Source organism: Brevibacillus sp. RS1.1, assembly GCF_013284365.1.
In the GTDB taxonomy this organism is placed as follows: domain Bacteria; phylum Bacillota; class Bacilli; order Brevibacillales; family Brevibacillaceae; genus Brevibacillus; species Brevibacillus brevis_D.
Window position 1 is genome coordinate 999,509 of record NZ_JABSVA010000001.1, and the last position, 18,517, is coordinate 1,018,025.

The 18,517-nt window shown below is 47.3% G+C and carries 2 protein-coding genes; both read right to left on the reverse strand.

Annotated features, from left to right (window positions below; translation table 11 throughout):
• Positions 1-17: 17 nt before the first annotated feature.
• Complete coding sequence (locus HP570_RS04665) at positions 18-7,310, reverse strand: beta-ketoacyl synthase N-terminal-like domain-containing protein (protein ID WP_173625018.1); 7,293 nt, start codon at positions 7,308-7,310, stop codon at positions 18-20.
• Between the two features lie 18 nt (positions 7,311-7,328).
• Positions 7,329-18,515 (reverse strand): SDR family NAD(P)-dependent oxidoreductase, encoded by an 11,187-nt coding sequence (locus HP570_RS04670; protein WP_173625019.1) that lies wholly within the window; start codon positions 18,513-18,515, stop codon positions 7,329-7,331.
• Positions 18,516-18,517 lie beyond the last annotated feature (2 nt).

Consider the following 18,517-nt stretch of genomic DNA (forward strand, 5'->3'; position numbering starts at 1 on the left):
CCCACATGTTGAATTCATCAACTTAATAGCTCCAAAATCGCCTCTTCTGGAAGTTCATCAATAACAGCAATCAGTTCCTCTTCAATAAGCTCTGCCATTCCTGCAACAGTTGGCGCCGAAAAGAGATTGTCCAGATTCAAATCAACCGGGAAGCTATTTTTCAATCTGGAAATAATCTGCGTGGCCATGATTGAATCGCCGCCCAGGTCTTGGAAGTTTTTATGGATATCAACCTTCTTCACGCCAAGTACCTCTTCCCAAGCTGCAGCAATTTTTCTCACGAGTTCGTTACGTTGTGTATCGTCTTCGTCAGTCTGAACACGAGTTACCTCCGTTGGTTGGGCTATATCTGCTGCTCTAATCCCCTGTTTATCTTCTGTCAGTTCCGTGGTGGCGGCGGCTTCTTGATGGGTTTGGTTGCGTACGACAACTTTAGGTAAACGGTATCGCTCCTTGGCAAATGGGTAGCTTGGCAGACCTGTTAGACGGCTCACCATTCCTTTTGGATAGACAGCTTCCCACTCTATTTCGTTCCCATGAACCCATAGCTCTGCCAGTTTTTTGATCTTTTTGTTCAAAGCGAGATTGCGGATAAAATCCCTTCCCTCTTCTGTATCACCGATCTTGATGCCGCCCGTTTTGTTTCTTTCTCCGATAAACAGATCAGCCGTTTTTTCCCCAGTCCCTTGTATGAATTGCTCTAACTGTGCAATGAGGTGTTCTTTACTGTGTACCACGACTGCTACTCGATGAGACATGGGTTCCCTTGCAGTCTGATAGGTAAAAAGGAAATCTGCCAGGTTCACATCAGGGTGCTTCTCTACAAATGCCTTTGTTTGCTTGGCATAGGTCACTAATTGCTCACGTGATTCAGCTGACAGCACGAAGACTCCCGTCGCGATCTCTTGACCCTCATCAGGAGTAGCGGATCTTATGCTACTTCTATCAAACTCTTCGATCACTAGATGAGCATTGGTACCGCTAAAGCCAAAAGAGCTGACCGCAGCCAATCGAGAGCCTTTGGAATTGGTCTGCCAATCCTGCAGCTTGGTATTCACATAAACAGGGCTGTTTTCAAAATCAATGTGTTCATTCTCTTTGACAAAATGAATCGAAGGAGCCATCTTCCTGTTTTTCATGCTGAGTAAAACCTTAATGACACTCAACACCCCAGCCGCTGCTGTGGTATGCCCGATATTGGCTTTCAAAGAACCAATTGCGCAGAATCGTTTCTTCGGCGTGAATTGGCGGAACGATTCACTCAGCGCATGAATCTCTACAGGGTCCCCTAATTTTGTCGCGGTTCCGTGTGCCTCGATATATTGAATGTCTTCCACTTCAATCTGTTTTTTCGCGTAAATGGATTTTTGCAGGTCGCTTTGCGCTTGGAAGCTAGGCACGGTAATGCCCAATGTCCGTCCATCCTGATTGGTTCCACTGCCGCGGATAACACCATAGATGCTGTCGTTATCCCGTACTGCATCTTGCAATCTTTTTAAAATCACAACACCAACCCCATCCCCAACGACAATGCCATTCGCACCATTGTCAAACGGGCGGCACTCCCCTGTAGGAGATAGCATCCTTGCGTTACTCATCGAGATAAACGGAGCAGGATGGGAATAAATCGTAATTCCTCCTGCGATAGCCAGATTGACCTCTTCCGTCTTCAGCTTTTGGCAAGCAATATCGATCGCCACCAATGAGGATGAGCAAGCTGTGTTCACAGCTAAAGCTGGTCCTTTCAGGTCAAGGAAATAAGCGATTCGCGAGGCGAGTATACTCGTATCTGATCCGAGCATGCCAAAATGAGAGAAATCTTGTTCTACGGTCATTCCCGCCATCGCGCCAATGATCGTTCCAACAGGTTGTCCCCTCAGCATGGACGGGGTGTAGCCTGCGTCCTCTAATGCTCTATAGCTCTCTTGTAAAAGGATGCGCTGCGTGACATCCATCGATTGGGCTTCGGTCGGAGAAATTTTGAAAAAAGCTGGATCAAAATATTCAATATCCTCCATCGCCCCGTATTTGATCGGCATATCGACGAGTGCATTTTCTTTGAAAAAGGCACGCCAGTCTGGATTGGTCACTTCTTTGATGCAATCTCTGCCCTCACTGACGAGCTCCCAGAATTCATCTTGCCCCCGAGCACCTGCTGTGCGGCAGGAAATCCCAATGATCGCAATATCATCGGAGGCTGCTCTAGGTGGATCGTAGCCAATATTTCGCAATGGGACTATCTCTGTATACGTTGGCTTCGCTTCAAGACTATCAAACACTTCTGCCTGCGCTGGTTGTCGCTCTGGTAGCTGAGTCGCGATGTAGCTCGCCAATGCTTCTAGCGAATTATGCTCAAACACGACGCTCGTTGGTAGTTTTAAATGAAACTTGCTATTGATAGCTTCGGATAGTTGAACGGCATTGAGCGATCCAATACCCAAGTCCTTAAGGGTTTCCACTTCTTCCAGCTCTTCTTGACTCAAGCCTAAAACGGTAGAAAAGACCTCAATCAGGCTCGCTTTGATTTTTGTCCGATCTGGAATGGACTGATCTGACGACAAATTGCGTTTTCGTTCAGAATATTCAGATGATATTGGTTGATTTTGAGCATCCGACACTAATTGTTTATTTGGATGGAGCTGGCTAGGCTCGTCTTGCTGCAAATGGCTAGCAATATAGCTCGCCAATGCATCTAACGTATTATGTTCAAACACAACGCTGGTCGGTAGCTTCAGATTGAATTTACTGTTAATCATTTCGGATAAGGCAACGGCATTAAGTGAGCCAATCCCCATATCCTTCAGGGTCTCTACTTCTTCCAGTTCTTCTGGTTGAAGACCTAAAACGGCAGCAAAAGCCTCAACCAAGGATTCTTTCATTGCTCGCCTATTGCAATGAAAGCTATTGTCATCCTGATTTGGATTCGGCTGAGTTCTCGTTTGCTGTTTCGGATACGGAATATAACCGCTGTTTATCATTTCCGCTAACGCTTCTGGATAAGGTCTTTTCTTCGATAGTTTGCTGGCATTCCATTCACAACGCTTCGTGTACGTAAGATGCGGAGCCTTTTTCAGCTTAAACAAGCAATAGCTGATCCACCCTCGTTCGAGCGAGATGGATTGATTCACCGTATTGATATACAAATCTTGTACAGCTTTAGGCAGATGCTTGATGTACTGTTCCACATCGGGATCATGCAAGGCGTTAGCAATCTGCGGCGATACGTCAATGATTTCATCGATCACTAACTGATGCTCCGCTAAAAGCTCAATCCATTCTTGTACGGTAGGAATGCTGACTTCGACGTTCTGGTCTACGATTGGTCCTCGCGTATTGGCTATGTAATCGATCAACAGAACGGTTCCTTCTTCGTTCAGAGAAGAGGAGATATTTTGAAATAATCCGTGTTTATTTCGAATATGGAAGCTCACTTCAATCCCGACGATCATGTCGTAGAGATCGGGAAAGGCATCCTTAGAGCTGTCTTTATTGAAAATTTTCGCACGAGCCCCTAGATTTTTCTGCGCGATTCGTTGATTGCCTAGCTCAGCTTGCGCCTTCGTAATCGTAAATCCATGCGTTTTGATATGCGGATAGAGCTCTGCTATTTGAATCACATCTGTCCCGTGACCGCATCCGAAGTCCAGCACTTTTTGCACACGCGAGAAGTTCTCTTTACAAAAAAGCACCTGGCGCATCTCTACTTGCTTCTCTCTTACCATTTCTCTTTCCAACGGATATTTTTCCGGGTTCAAAATGACGCGGCTCATTGAAAAGCCTGGAATCTTCTTGTCAAATGGACATACGGTCAAGTAATCCTCCGAAAACTCCGCATCGCTGCTATTGGCGCTATATGTGTATATTTCAACGGCTTTGTTTTCGAATTCTGGATGAGCGGATCTCATGCTCGTCTCCCTCCTAGTGCGATTCGTTTGATTGCGTTCTATCCAGCACGTTCTTCTCTTAAATGGATAGGTTGGGAGCTTAGCTACTCTGGATAACTCCTTCCCTTCATGCAGCTTCTGCCAAGGGATAGGATTGCCTAGAACCCACAATTTTGCCAATTCCCTTATATCTCTCGGTTTGACTGCCTGAGCAACTCGGTCTGGGATCATTTCTTTGGTTTCCTTGAGATCGCCAAAAAAGCAATGTTCCGTCTCTTCTTGATGTTCCAACCAGCGTTCCAGTTGCTCTAAAAGCTCTGTCTGATTATTGGTGATGACGGCCAAACGGCAAGGCATTTCTTCTCTTCCGATTTGCAGGGTGTAGGCCGTATTCGCTATATCCAACTGCTGGTTCTTATGCAAATAACCAATCCAGCGATGAATGTATGCTTGCAATCTTTCTTTATTCTTCGCCGAAAAGACAAACAGCTCTGGTTCTGACTCGTTTACTCTCCTCGATGATGGATTGTGCTTGTATTCCTCCACGATAAGATGGGCATTCACTCCACCGCCGCCAAAGCTGGTAATGCCCGCTCGGCGGGGGACTGTCTGCCCATCTACTGTGACCTGGATCCATTCCGATACCTCTCGCTGCAATTGAAAGGGAAGTTGATCAAATGGAATATTCGGATTCAGTTCGTCAGGAATCAGGGTTGGAACCAGCGTCTGATGCTGTAATGACAAAATCACTTTCATTAGCTGCGACATGCCAGAAGCCGATTCACAATGCCCGATATTCGGTTTGACCGAACCGATTCGATAGTTCCCTTCTGCTCCTTGACGGTTGTGAAAAGCTTTCGTCACCGCTGTCATCTCGACGGCATCAACGATGTCTGATCCATAGGCGGAAGCTTCCAGGTAACTAATGGATCGAGGGTCCAGTCCACTTTCTTTCAACGCTTCTTCCATCACATCTGCAATGGGGAGGGGGCTTGGTGTCATATAGCTATTGGCTTTGCCCTTATGGTTGACAGCGGTACCGCGTATCACGGCATAAATATGATCCCGATCCTGTACAGCCTGATCGTAATCCTTGAGAACAACTGCCCCTACTCCCTCGCCTGGCACAAAACCAATTCCGCCGTTCCCAAAGGCAGCACTGTCAGAAGTATGGGAGATAAGCTGCCCCACAGTCAGACCGAAGTAGGTAAGCGGATGTGTGTACAAATTCACTCCACCAGCAATCGCCATGCTTCCCTTCCCTTTTCGGATGTATTCACATGCTTCATGAATCGCTACAAAAGCGGAGGAACACATCGTATCGATCGGCATACTCGGACCCTGTAAGTTTAGATAGTACGAAACCCGATTGACCATCGACGAATACGAGGTTGTCGGAAAGTGATGAGTAGTCTCCGTACTATACAAATGAAAGCCTTGTTTCGTAATGCCACCAAAAACCCCTGTTCGCTTACGGAGCTCCGTAGACATCTTGGATGAAGCATAGCCTGCATCTTCTAACGCCTTCCAGCACTCTTCTAAATATAGGCGCTCTTGAGGGTCGATATTTTCTGCTTCTCGCGGAGTCATCTGAAAGAATAACGGATCAAACTGATCAAATTCCTCTAAGAACGCCCCCCATTTGCTATAGCTTTTCCCTTGGGAAATGGCTTCCTCTCGATTTGGATGATAATACGCGGTCCAATCCCAACGCTTACTTGGAATTTCAGAGATAGACTTTTTCGCATGCAGTAAGTTCTCCCAAAACTCGTCCAAGTTGTTCGCTTGAGCAAAACGCCCACTCATGCCAATAATCGCTATTTTACTGGAGGATGCAGGTCTGGACGTCGTCCTTTGCGAATGGGCAGATGATGCAAATGCTCTCGTTTTTCTTGTGTCTCGTTTCCCTTCAGCTTTCGGCAATGAGGCAAACGCAACATGATCTTCCGTTTGATTTGGCTCCTGCGTCTGCTTGTGATTATCCAATCCTGTGAGCAAAATCAGCGCTTCTCTTTGTGTCTCTAGTAAATGCTCGACTAAGTCATCTACTGTCTGATATTCAAAAAACAAAGTACCGCTGATGGTTTCGCCGAAAATTTTCCGAAATTGATTGATCAGTTGTACAGATAAAATGGAATCCATACCATATGCCTCTAAAGGCTCGGAAGCATCCATCTGATTACTCGGCATTTTCAGTGTTTCAGCGATCTGCTGTTTGATGTATTCCGTACTTTTTTCTCGTAGGACATCCTCGATTGCCTTTCCGTTAGGAGCGGAGGGTGTGTTCAGCCTCTTTGTTTTTGGTTGTTCCGTATTTACGCTCGTCTTCGGTTTAGGCCGTTGTTTTATTTGCTGCTGGCGGATCACGCCGTCGCTTTCGGTCACAATAATCTGCTGCCCCATCGCGTGCGCCTCTTCTGTTGGGAAAAAGACTGACTGAAATCCTTCTTCCTCCAATACTCTCTGCCACGTTGCCGAAGATAACCCAGGGCAGCCTGGAAGGCGCAGCTCTGGGTCTTCGTACAGCCACCATCCCTCCAGCAAGCCAAAGGTAAGATGGAGGAAGATGGAGTTTTTACTCATTTCATTAAGGAAAAGCAAGCCGTTCTTCTTTAGAACGGCTTTCGCGTTACGCACGGTTTGGCGAATATTTTTGGTGGCGTGCAAGACATTTGCTGCAATGACAACATCATATCCGCCCAAATCAATTCCTTGTCCTGACACCGGCTCTTCTACGTTAAAAATCTGATAGGTCAAATAAGGATTACTTGGGCCATACTCTTTTTCTGCATGCATGAAAAAGGCTTTGGAGAGGTCTGTGTAGCAATATTCCTGGATATGCGCTTCATACGCCTTTAGTTTTTGGAAAACGACGGCACTCGTTCCTCCCGTACCTGCGCCAATCTCGAGAATGCGAATTCGGGCCGCAGAATCCTGGCTCAGCCGTTCCTCTACAAAAGCAACCACTGTATCCGCAAGTACTTCATTGAAGTAGTCAGAAACGGTGTTATTTTTGTATACCTTCTCGACTAATTCCATCGATGAATGGGGAAAGATGACCTCTGTCGCCCTCACTTTTCCAGTGAGAATTTGCGGTAAAGCACGCAAGGTTGCCTCGACTAGCTTGACTTGCGCGTTCGTATCCGGATTTTTTAGCCAGACTTCTTTTTCTTGCTCCCATTCCTGCCAGACAGCCGTACTGGAAATGGGAGCAGGATCGATCACGGTAGACGTAGCTCTATCGTAAACGAGATAATCATTCCGGGCCAAAACAGAAGCCGTTTCTTCGAGCCACATGTCATATAAGTCAAGCAGACCGCTTTTTCTTTTGAGATCGCTGAGCGCTTGATTCTTTTCCGTAAAGCAGTCAAGCGACTGCATTTGACCCCACAGTAACTTTAAGAGAAGCTCGTCCATTTTGTTCATTCTAGGCACTCCTTCGGCTTACACGTATAGAACCGGTTTGTCCTGTTCTCTGTCTGTTTGAGATTTCAGGGTGGTATTGACTAGAAATTCAGTAATGTGCTTAAGCGTTGGATAGTCCATCATCACAGCAGGTGTCAGCTCAAGCTTGTACTTTTGATTGATTTTGGCAGAAAACTCGGTGAGCTTGACTGGGTCGAATCCGTACTCCTTTAGTTCAATATCCGTATCGATTTCTTCGCTCTCTACCTTTAGGATGAGAGAGGCGAGTTGAATGATCGTTGCTTGTACATCATCAAACAAGTTGTTCCTGTCTGTATCCATTTCTGCTGTTGGTATCTCTTTTCTTTTTACCTTGTTTTTAATGCTTGCCATGCTTGAGGAAATTTTGTCAGAAACGATTGCAACAGATTCGCTTGTATTGATTCCTTCCATCACGAGTGGCTTGGTCGTTTTCATCAGCGCCACTTGATTCATCGGACCCGATAGCAGGACTTCCAATGCCTCCATCCCTTCTGAAGGTTCAATCGAGCCAATGCCGATCTGTTCCATTCTTGCCTGGTAGTCCTTGGACGCAACGATTCCGACACTGCCCCAGTATCCCCAGTTCATTACTTTCACCGCACACGTCCATTCCTCGGCAAGCTGATGGGCGAAAGCATCTTTAAAGGTGCAGCCTGCGGCGTAATTGCTTTGCCCAGGCGATTTCGTAAACGAGTTAATCGAAGAGAAAAACAGGACGAAATCCATTGCTTCCTCGCCAAACACTTGGCTCATCCGCACACTTACCTCCACTTTTGGTACCAGTCCGGCTCGGAAGGTCGTCTCGTCCATATTCGCCAGACTTCTATCAAAGAGAACAATGGCAGAATGAATCACGCCGTTAATCTTGCCATATTGCTTCTTGATCTCTTCGTAAGCAGATTGCAGCGACTCGCGATCCGTAGCATCGGCTTCGATGTATAGCGGTTCCGGTCCTAGGGTTGCCAGTTGATTGATTTTGTTCTGAATCGACTCCTCTTTTTTACGACGACCGATCCAAATGATTTGTGCTTGATAGGTGCGGATCATGTATTCGCTCCACGCTTGTCCAATCCCACCTGCGCCTCCAATCACAACATAGACCCCATGCTGTTTGTAGACGGTTTGGTGAATGGAAGGACTCTGCACGGGCAAAAGCTGCTGGCGGTACCACGCGTGTTCACGATATGCCCAAGCGTTTCCATGTGTATCGGCAGGCAAAGCAAAAATATCACGTAGCGGCCACTCGGCATGCGCCTCCAAATCGACGAGTCTTACCTTCCAGTTCGGATATTCCTTCGCCATCGATCCGATCAATCCGTGGATGCTAGCATGTGTTGGATGGATCGTCTCTTTTTTGTAGATAGCCTGCGCTTGCACAGTAATGATCGTCCAGCCCAAGTCTCTCGTCTGATACCCCAACGCAAGCAAAGCCTTGATCAAGCGAAAAACTTGAATAACGCCCCGCTCCTGGTCGTTCATCAAGGACTCGTCTTTTACAGATTCCGCACGAGTGTCAGGAGCCACCCACATGATGTGATCGATCACAACCTGCTCTTCCAGCTTACTTGCGATTACCTCTATCGAATCACTTGGCTCAAGCTGGATAACCGAAGCTCTGGGGTAATGACGTTGAAGGAGACTTCTGTCCTTTTCTTCGGCGCAAACGATGACGACTTGATCACTCGTTGCTGGAATGACTCCCCCTTTTTCTACGGACACGGCATTCCATACTGGAGTGAGCATCGTGGTTCCAACCGTCGTATCCCGTTTTTCACTCCCCATTGAAAAGCCTCTCATCCTTACGCCTATTCTGCCTGCCTCATCGCATAGTTCGATATCGAGTGTCTCGGTCTCATTCTCTGCTTGGACATTATCACTGAATCGAATGAGAGCATACTTCACAGCAGGATGATTCTCGTAGATCTCCAGCTCTTCAAGGGTAAAAGTACCGTCTAGTTGGATGGAGCGAATGCTGTCAGATGATGTAGCCTCCGTGATGAGATAACGAGTTGACGGCAACAGAGACTCCAGCAGGCTAGGATGGAAAACGAGTTGTTCGGCTGTCTCCAAGGTAATCGAAGGCAAGGAGAGTTTTACCAGAACATGTCCCTGCGCCCTGTATACTTGGTCAATCCCTTGAAATTCAGAATGATCAGCCATTCCAAGTTCTTTTAACAGCTCGTAGCATTGTCGGGCAGTAAGTATCTCACTGCTCTCAGCTTGCAAGGCAGGTAGATCCAACGTTGGTACTTCAACGAACGAAGTGAGTTCGACCATACCATGGCTATGTACCACTGACTTGGTATCATCTTCATTCGATTCGCTGTAGATTTTATAAGCAAGCTCTCCTGTATCCTCTGGATAGATACCTACGTGTACCTGAGCCAGATCGTCGCCCACCAATAGCGGATCATCTGTGACAACATGAGACATTCGGATTCCAGATAAAGTCCCCGCTCTATCTCCTGCTGCCTGTTTCACTGCCGCCCGTGCCATTTCCAGATAAGCAGTGAGTGGAAAGAAGCGCTGCCCGTTTCCTAGATGGTCAGCTAAGAACGGCTCCTGCCCTGTAAAACTCGAGCTGTATCTCAGCTCATAGAGGTCAGAAGTGTTCTTATGAAGCAATGGGTGGAGGATATCACCGCTAGCGGAAGAAGCCCCAGTCCCCCCTGTTGCCATTGGCTTTTGAACATCTATCCAGTACCGCTCCTTGGCAAAAGGATAAGTAGGCAGGCTGACGCGGCGCGGCTTATCTTCGCCATAAAGCTTGTTCCAATCAAAAGAGACACCCTTGACCCAAAGGTTCATCAGTTTTGCGAATTTCCCCTTGGCCATCCATGTCTCTACTGTTTGTTTCATATCTTCATCAGCAAAAAGGGCTACCGTGTCATGGTTACGTTTCACCCGCCCTCGATACAGCTCGGCAATGTTCTCTGCGCCTTCTGCAAAATGCGTTAGTTTTTCCGCAAGCTCATCCACTGATCTGACGATAACAGCCAAGCGTTCCTCCAGCGCTTCCCGCCCTACTTGAAGCGTAAAAGCGATATCAGACAAATCGGCATTCGTGAATGATTCTTCTTTGACCGCCTTCAACAATCGATTCACTTGAGCAAATAGGCGCTCTTCGTTCTTCGCTGAGAGCACAATCACTTTTGGATGCTGTGGCTGAATGTTACGATCGGGCTGTCTATCTTTTTCGCGATACTCTTCGATGACGATATGGACATTGGCTCCTCCCGCCCCAAATGATGATAGCCCAGCGATTCTCGGATACTCCTTGGTTACTCCGTTGATTTCAATGACTGGTCTTTGCCACTCTGCCAGCTTTTGTTGAACCGCAAATGGTGTATCCCTGAAATCAATGTTTGGATTCTTGACCTCAGCGTGCAAGGATGGTGCGATTTGACCATACTTCATTTGAAGCAATATTTTGGTTAATCCTGCAATTCCTGCCGCGCTCTCCGTATGTCCAATGTTTGACTTCGCCGAGCCGATGGCGCAGAATTGTTTGTCTTTCGTGTATTGTCCAAATGCGCGAGTCAGTCCCGCAATCTCGATTGGATCGCCCAAAGCGGTACCTGTACCGTGGGCTTCGATGTAGCTGACGGCACGAGCATCCACTCCTGCCCGCTGCAATGCCTCGTGGATGACCTGCGACTGCGCGATGGGGTTGGGAACGGTATATCCATTTGTTTTGCCGCCTGCATTGAGCATGCTTCCCTTGATCACGCCGTATATATGGTCTCCGTCTGCAATCGCCTTTTGCAGAGGCTTCAATACGATAGCTCCCACACCTTCTCCATCTACAAAGCCGTCCGCTTGGTCGCCAAACGACTTGCAGCGGTCACCAGCAGATAGCATTGTCGCTCCAGACAGTCGAATATAGTGGAACGGATCGACAATTAAATTGACCCCGCCAGCGATGGCACATTCACTTGTACCGCTATACAAGCTTTCCAAAGCTAAATGAATCGCGGTCAAAGAAGAGGAGCACGCTGTATCTACTGCTAGACTTGGTCCTTGGAAATTGAACAAGTAGGAAATTCGATTCGCAATCGACCAGTAGCTCGTTCCTGCTGGGTAATTTCCATTCATGACACCCACAAACACACCAATTTTTCTACTTTCTCCTAACGTGGCAGGCGTGTAGCCCGCATCTTCCATGCTGGCGTATGCCGTTTGTAAAAACAAGCGCTCTTGTGGGTCCATCTGCTCTGCTTCGTTAGGCGAGATTTGGAAAAAGAGCGGGTCGAATTTATCCATATCCTCGATGAAACCGCCCCATTTGGTGTACATGTATCCTCTTTTTCCTTTTTCTTCGCTGAAATATTCTTGCCAATTCCAACGATCCTTCGGCACTTCCGTGATGCAATTCTTCCCTTCTTTCAGGCGAGTCCAAAACTCCCAGACATCCCCCGCTTGCGGATAACGTCCTGAAAGACCAATGATCGCCACATCCTGTCTGGACGGCGCTGCTGGTTTTTCTGCATCCGTATCAAGAACTTGCAGGAAACGGCGGGACCTTGCTTTTCGAACTGCCGAGCCAGCTTGCTCTCTGGTTGGCTTTGCAGAAGCTGCTGCGTTGGTTATTTGCTTTTGAACAGACTGCTGTTCGTCTCTCCCTACTAATGCTAGTAATTCATCCGCTTGTGTTGTCATGAAATGCTCGACCAGCGCATCAATCGTTTGATATTCAAAAAAGAGGGTCGTACTGATCTGCTTTAATTTTTTCCGTAGGACATTCGTCATTTGCACAATCATAATCGAATCAATGCCATACTCCTCCAGAGCGGCAGAAGAGTCGATCTGGTCAAATGGAATTTTCAGTGTTTCTCCGACCAATTGCTTGAAATAGGCTGTGCTTTTCTCACGAAGCAAATCCTCCGTGCTTGTTCCTCTGTCTGCATGAGAAGGAATGGCTAGAGTTGAGCCAGATGTCTCCATTAATTTCTGCTGTTGTTTGGACTTGCGGACAACGCCGTCACTCTCCGCTATCATCATCTGAGGATAGGAAACGACTCGGTAGCCCTGATCTCTCAATGCTTTCTGCCAAGCTTCCAGAGGGAGTGAAAGACCTGCTGCGAGGTCTTTGCGTACGTTTTGATCGGTCATCTGTTCTATTAGAAGCAGACCATTTCTTTTTAAGAGATTTTTGCAGGTACGCAGGGTTTGGCGGATTTGTTGAGCTGTGTGTAGGTTATCAGCTGTGATAATCAGGTCGTATTCACCAGCAATCCTTCCTTGTTCACCTAACGCCGCTTCTGGATCAAAAACGTGGAAGCTCACAAATGATTGATAGGCATGTAATTTTTGTGAAAGCAAGGAACTGGTAGATTCTGTGCCCGCTCCTTCGAGTTCGAGAATCCGCACTCGCGCTGATGAATCCTGCTTCAATCTCTCCTTGATAAAGGCAATCACGACATCAGCAAGCCCTTCATTTTCATGGGCGGACAGCTGTAGCATGGATGGATACTGTGCAGAATGAACATCCACCCATTCCTCTACCTTCATCCCTTCAATGACAACAGGCTTCGTGATCTTCATGAAAGCAATTTGATCCATGGCTCCTGCGAGAAGTGTCTCTATGGCTTGCATTGCTTCTTGCGGCTGAATTAGGCCAATGCCGATTTGCTCCAAGCGACGATAGGTTTCTACCATCTCTTGATGACTATCTTCCACTTGCCCACTGCTCCAATATCCCCAATTGATCAGTTTCACCGCACTTGGCCATGCTTGGGTCAATTGATGGGCATAGGCATCCTTAAAGGTACATCCTGCCGCATAGTTGCTTTGCTTCGGCGCTTTCGTAACCGCCATGAGCGAAGAGAAGAATAAGACAAAATCCAAAGGCTCCTTCTCAAACACCATTGCGATGTTCACACTCACATCAACTTTTGACGAAAGCACTGCTCGGAAACCTTCCTCTTGCATATGTTCCAAGCTCTCCTCCACCAAGACCATGGCAGAATGAACAACACCGTCAATCCGTGTATACCTTTGCTTGATCTGTTCATAGACTTGTTGCAAAGCCTTCTGCTGCGTTGCATCCGCTGCTATATAGTCTGGTGCTGGTCCAAAAGTGGCAAGTCTATCTATCTTCGCTTGAATCTCTTCATTTTTTTGACGACGACCAATCCATATGATCTGGGCTTGATAGGTACGAATCATATATTCGGTCCATGCTTCGCCAATGCCACCGGCTCCGCCAATCACCAAATAAATGCCACCCTGCTTCATACGTGTTTGATCAATCGGAGGATGATCGACGGCAAGCAACTGCTGGCGATACCATTCACCACGACGATATACCCACGGACGCCCCTGACGATCTCTTGGCAGCCTCAACATATCATCCAACGGCCATTCAGATTCGGCCTCTACATCCATGAGTCGAATCTTCCAGTTTGGATATTCCTTCGCCATCGATCCAATTAACCCATGAATACTGGCGTGGCAAGGATTCACCACATCTGTATGGCGAATGGGCTGGGATTGAACCGTGATGACACTCCACCCCAACTCCTTACCTCCATATCCCAAGCGAAGCAAGGCTTTAATCGTTCGGAAGCACAGAATCACTCCCTGATCTTGCCCCGTGATTAATCGATGATCCGCCAAGGAGTCTATCGCATCAAAAGGAGCGATCCACACCAGATGATCAATGGAACCAAGCTCTTCCAGTCGATCTACGATTTCCTCAATCGTATTCTCAGCCTGAATGGACAACACTTTTGCTCGTGGATAGTACTGGTGAATGGCGCTTCCATTCTCTTCATTACCTCCCACAATGACAACCTGCTCATCAGCAGTAGGGAAAAGCTGGCCCTTCTCTACTGGAGTCACATCCCACACAGCGGACAGCATGAGATTCCCCACAGGAGGCTCTAGAGAGGTTACAGAAGAAGCTATGCTCGAAGAAACATGGCTCGCTTGCTTCCCGTCCTCCAGCACTCGCATGGAATATCCCTTTATTCGTACACAAACGTTTCCTTGGTCATCGCATAAATCAATATCCAGCTTCTGTACCTTGTCATCTGCGCTGCTGTTGGCACTGTAACGAACGTACGCCCACATAGAGGCTGTACACTTGTTGTGAATGTCAACTTCCTCCATGGCAAAAGGCAAGGACGGCTTGCGGCTCGAATGACCATCCGCTGTTGAGGTCTCTTCTTCAACCATCATGAGCCCAATAGATGCCTGCAAAGCTGAATCCATTAAGCTTGGATGCAGGACAAAAGGGTTCTCCATTTCGGAGACGGAGGCTGGCAAGGACAGCTTGGCTAAAACTTGCCCCTCCCCTACATACAAGGTGTCAATTCCTTGATGAGCCGACCCATACTCCATTCCTATTGCATGAAAAATGCTGTAGCACTGTTCGGATGAAAACGCTCGTAGACCGCACTCTGCTTGTAAGGATGGCAGATTCAGAGCATGTTTCTCTGCAACAGAATGAAGCATGACGCTGCCTTGGCTGTGTATGACGGGTTCTGCATCCATAGCCTCCAAGTTGCTGTAGATTTCAAATGTAATCTCACCATTCTCTTCGGGAACTAGACCGATATGTATCTGTACAGGCTGGTCCCCCACAACAATTGGCCGTGTCCAAACCACGTTTTTGAGTGCAATCTTGGCTGGTTCTTCTGTCAAGGAAGCCGTTGCTTGCTCTGCTGCTGCTCTCGCCATTTCCAGATAGGCAACTCCCGGCAAGATTCTCTGCTTCTTCACGACATGGTCTGTTAAGAAAAACTCCTGACCTGTAAACGTGGAGCTAAACCTCTGTTCGGAAAAATCAGAAGTATTTCGCTGCAACAGTGGATGAATGGCAGCTTCTCCCGTGAGTGAAGCTGCTGTCTTGCCGCTTACCGATTTACTTTTGCTTTCCGGAATCCAATAACGATTCTTCGCAAATGGGTACGTCGGCAAGGGAACACGTCTCGGTTTGTTATTCAGGTAAAGCTGTTCCCACTCCATTTCATAGCCTGTCACCCAACATTCAGCTATTTTTCTGATGTTGCCTTCAGCAATCCAGCTCTGAATAAGTTGTTGAGAGTCTTGGTCGTCGTTGGACTTCAAGCTCCCTTCCCAACAATGATCGATCGTATTCTCGCCTCTCGAATAAGCTTCCAATTTTCCGATCAGCTCGGGTATAGCCTCGACGACAAAGGCTACTCGTTCTTTCATCGCTTCTCGTCCAACTTGCAGGGTATACGCCACATTTTCCAGATCGATTTGCGTTTCTCGATCAGCAAAAGTTTGAACTTCTCCCGCTATCTCGTCTCGATGGTTATCCATGAGAGCAGCGATGACGGAAGCAATAGAGCTGCTTTGATCAAACTCCTTGATATCTAGCTGAATGGGTAGCTCCTCTTGCAGTTTTTGCTTGAGCTGTGTGAGTTGAACGAGGTCTACTCCGTATTCATGCCATTCTTGTTCGATCTCAATGCTGTTTTCTCCCACATGAATAATACTGGATAAAATCTTGCGCAGCTTCTTCTCCAGCATTTCTTGTAGGCGATTGTCAGGTGATACCCCTTTTAGAAAGTCCGCTACTTTTTGCGCATAAGCCTGCAATCGTTCCTTATTCTTGGCAGATAGCGGAATCAACACTGGGTTATTTTTATGGCCAGTTACTTGTGCTTTCCGCTTTGTTTTAGCTGGGATGTATTCTTCCAAAATAATATGGGCATTGGACCCCGAAGCTCCAAACGAGCTTACCCCTGCTCGTCTCGGAAGGGAGACTTCTTGACCGTTTTCCACGATCTCCGATTTCCATTCTTCTGTCCGCTGCTGTACATAAAAAGGAGATTGCGCAAAATCAATAAACGGATTCACTTCCTTGGCATGTAAGGAAGCAACAAGCGTTTTATGGTAAAGCTGAAGAACAGCTTTTTGCAGACCGCTGATACCCGCCGCAGATTCTGCATGTCCGATATTTGACTTCACCGAGCCTATGGAACAAAACTGCTGATCCTCTGTATATTGACGAAATGCTTTCACCAATCCTTGAATTTCAATCGGATCGCCTAAAGAGGTCCCGGTCCCGTGGGCTTCCACATAACTGATCGTTCTCGCGTCCACACCGCTCTTTTCCAGGCAGGCCGTAATCACTTCTGCCTGCGCAACAGGGCTTGGCACGGATGGCCCGCTCACCGATCCGACGTGGTTCACACTGCTTCCTTTTACCACGGCATAAATATGATCGCCATCCTCCATCGCTTTTTGCAATGGCTTTAATACGATCGTACCGACGCCTTCTCCAGAAACATACCCATCGCCATCCTTGCCAAAGGTATGACAATAGCCATCACTGGCGTGCATATCCATCATGCCGTAGGACAAGTATTTTCCAGGATGCAAGGATAAATTGACGCCCCCCGCCAATGCTACCTCACATTCACCGCGCTTGATGCTTTCCAGCGCCAAATGAACAGCTGTCAGCGAGGATGAGCATACGGTGTCAATCGCCATGCTCGGCCCATGAAAATTACAAAAATAAGAAACGCGATTGGCAATCGGTGCATAGTTCAAGGATAACGGGAACATTTCGCCTCGGGACATCGCTTCTGCTCCGATGAGGGAATAGTCCTTGTGCATCACGCCAACAAAGACACCAACCTGCCGCCTGTTACTGCTCCCCCGAGGCGGAACAATCGTCTTCGGCGTATAGCCTGCATCTTCCATCGCTTCCCAGCATGTTTCCAAAAACAAACGCTCCTGGGGGTCCATCGTCTCTGCTTCCCGCGGTGATATTCTGAAAAAGGGAGAATCAAAGCAATCCGGGTCTTCTATAAACCCTCCCCATTTGGACATCTGCTTTCCAGATGGGGATTTGAGTTCTCCAAACTGCTGCCAATCCCAGCGAGATTTCGGGACTTCTTTGATGCAGTCTTTGCCTTCTTTTAGATTCATCCAAAATTCTTGGAGATTTCTTGCCTCTGGATAACGCCCCGCCATCCCGATGATCGCAATTTCTTCATCAGCGATTACTGCATGACTCTTAGCGTTTGCTGATGAATCTACAATCCCGGCAGGTTGCGGCCATTCTTGTCTACGTTCCTGATTCATCAAATCAAGCCCGTTAAATACGGAAGCATGATTCTCGGTCAAATAGGCGGCCAAATCAGCGATATTCGTATACTCAAACAATAAAGTAGGAGACAGCGGCGCTCCTACTTTCGCTTCGACAGCCTGCACCACTTCCAACAAGCCCGGTGAATTCAGCCCCATTTCATAGTAACCAATCTGCGTATCGATCAACGCGGCTGGAACTTGTAATCGATCCGCCAGCAGTTGTTGTAAAAAAGCTTGTGCTTTACTCGATTCCTTTGACAAAGATACGTTTTGCTTTGATGGTTGGATCAGGCCAGGATCACGAACTAACTTGCCTGCAAAATTTTGCAAATGCGCAATTTTTTTGCCTGAACGATCAAAGAACTCCATCGTCATATACATCAATTCATTTTTTCGTTGGATGGATGAGGTTTGGACGCTGACAAAGCAATGCTGCTGTAATAGAGCTGTGGCGCGAAAAGATTCATAGAAAAGTGGTAAAAATAGTCGCTGCTCTTCTTGGACTATCGAAGTGAACAATACCATCGAACCGATCGCAGCCCCGTCGATCAATGTTGGGTGAAACATGAACCCTTCCACACTGGGAAGGGCATGTTTACCGAGTGAAATATCCATTACCGCTGCTGAATCTGTTTCGTAAATCGTTCCTTCTGCCTTCATAAAACCTGTATGCACCAATTCCTGACGGCGGCATTGCTCATACACGTCATGCAGATTGATCTTTTTGTTTGCCGCTTGCTCTAGCAAGGGAAGATTCAGCGTTTCATCGAACTGCGCGGAAGCATGTTGATGCATTTCAGCAGTGACATACAGCTTTTTCTCCGAGTCTAAAATACCGTTGCGCTGTGTCTGACCCTCCATCCGAATCTGCCACTGTCCTGCTTTGACTTGCGTGCACTGAATGCTCAGCATGACATCATAATCTTGTCCGACCATGATTGGATGATAGATCGTTAGATTACGAAGCTCAAGCTCACGGTAATCATGGCCATTTTCTCGAAACATTTGATACAACAGATCAATATGGGCTAATCCGGGCAACAGTTCCTGACCGTGCACTTTATGATTTTTGAGGATTGGATGGTTGATCGTTATGAGAAACTGATCATGCACGT

Bases quoted from the DNA above. Each gene is read 5' to 3' on its own strand.
- HP570_RS04665 (WP_173625018.1), bottom strand. From the start codon at position 7,310: ATGAACAAAATGGACGAGCTTCTCTTAAAGTTACTGTGGGGTCAAATG.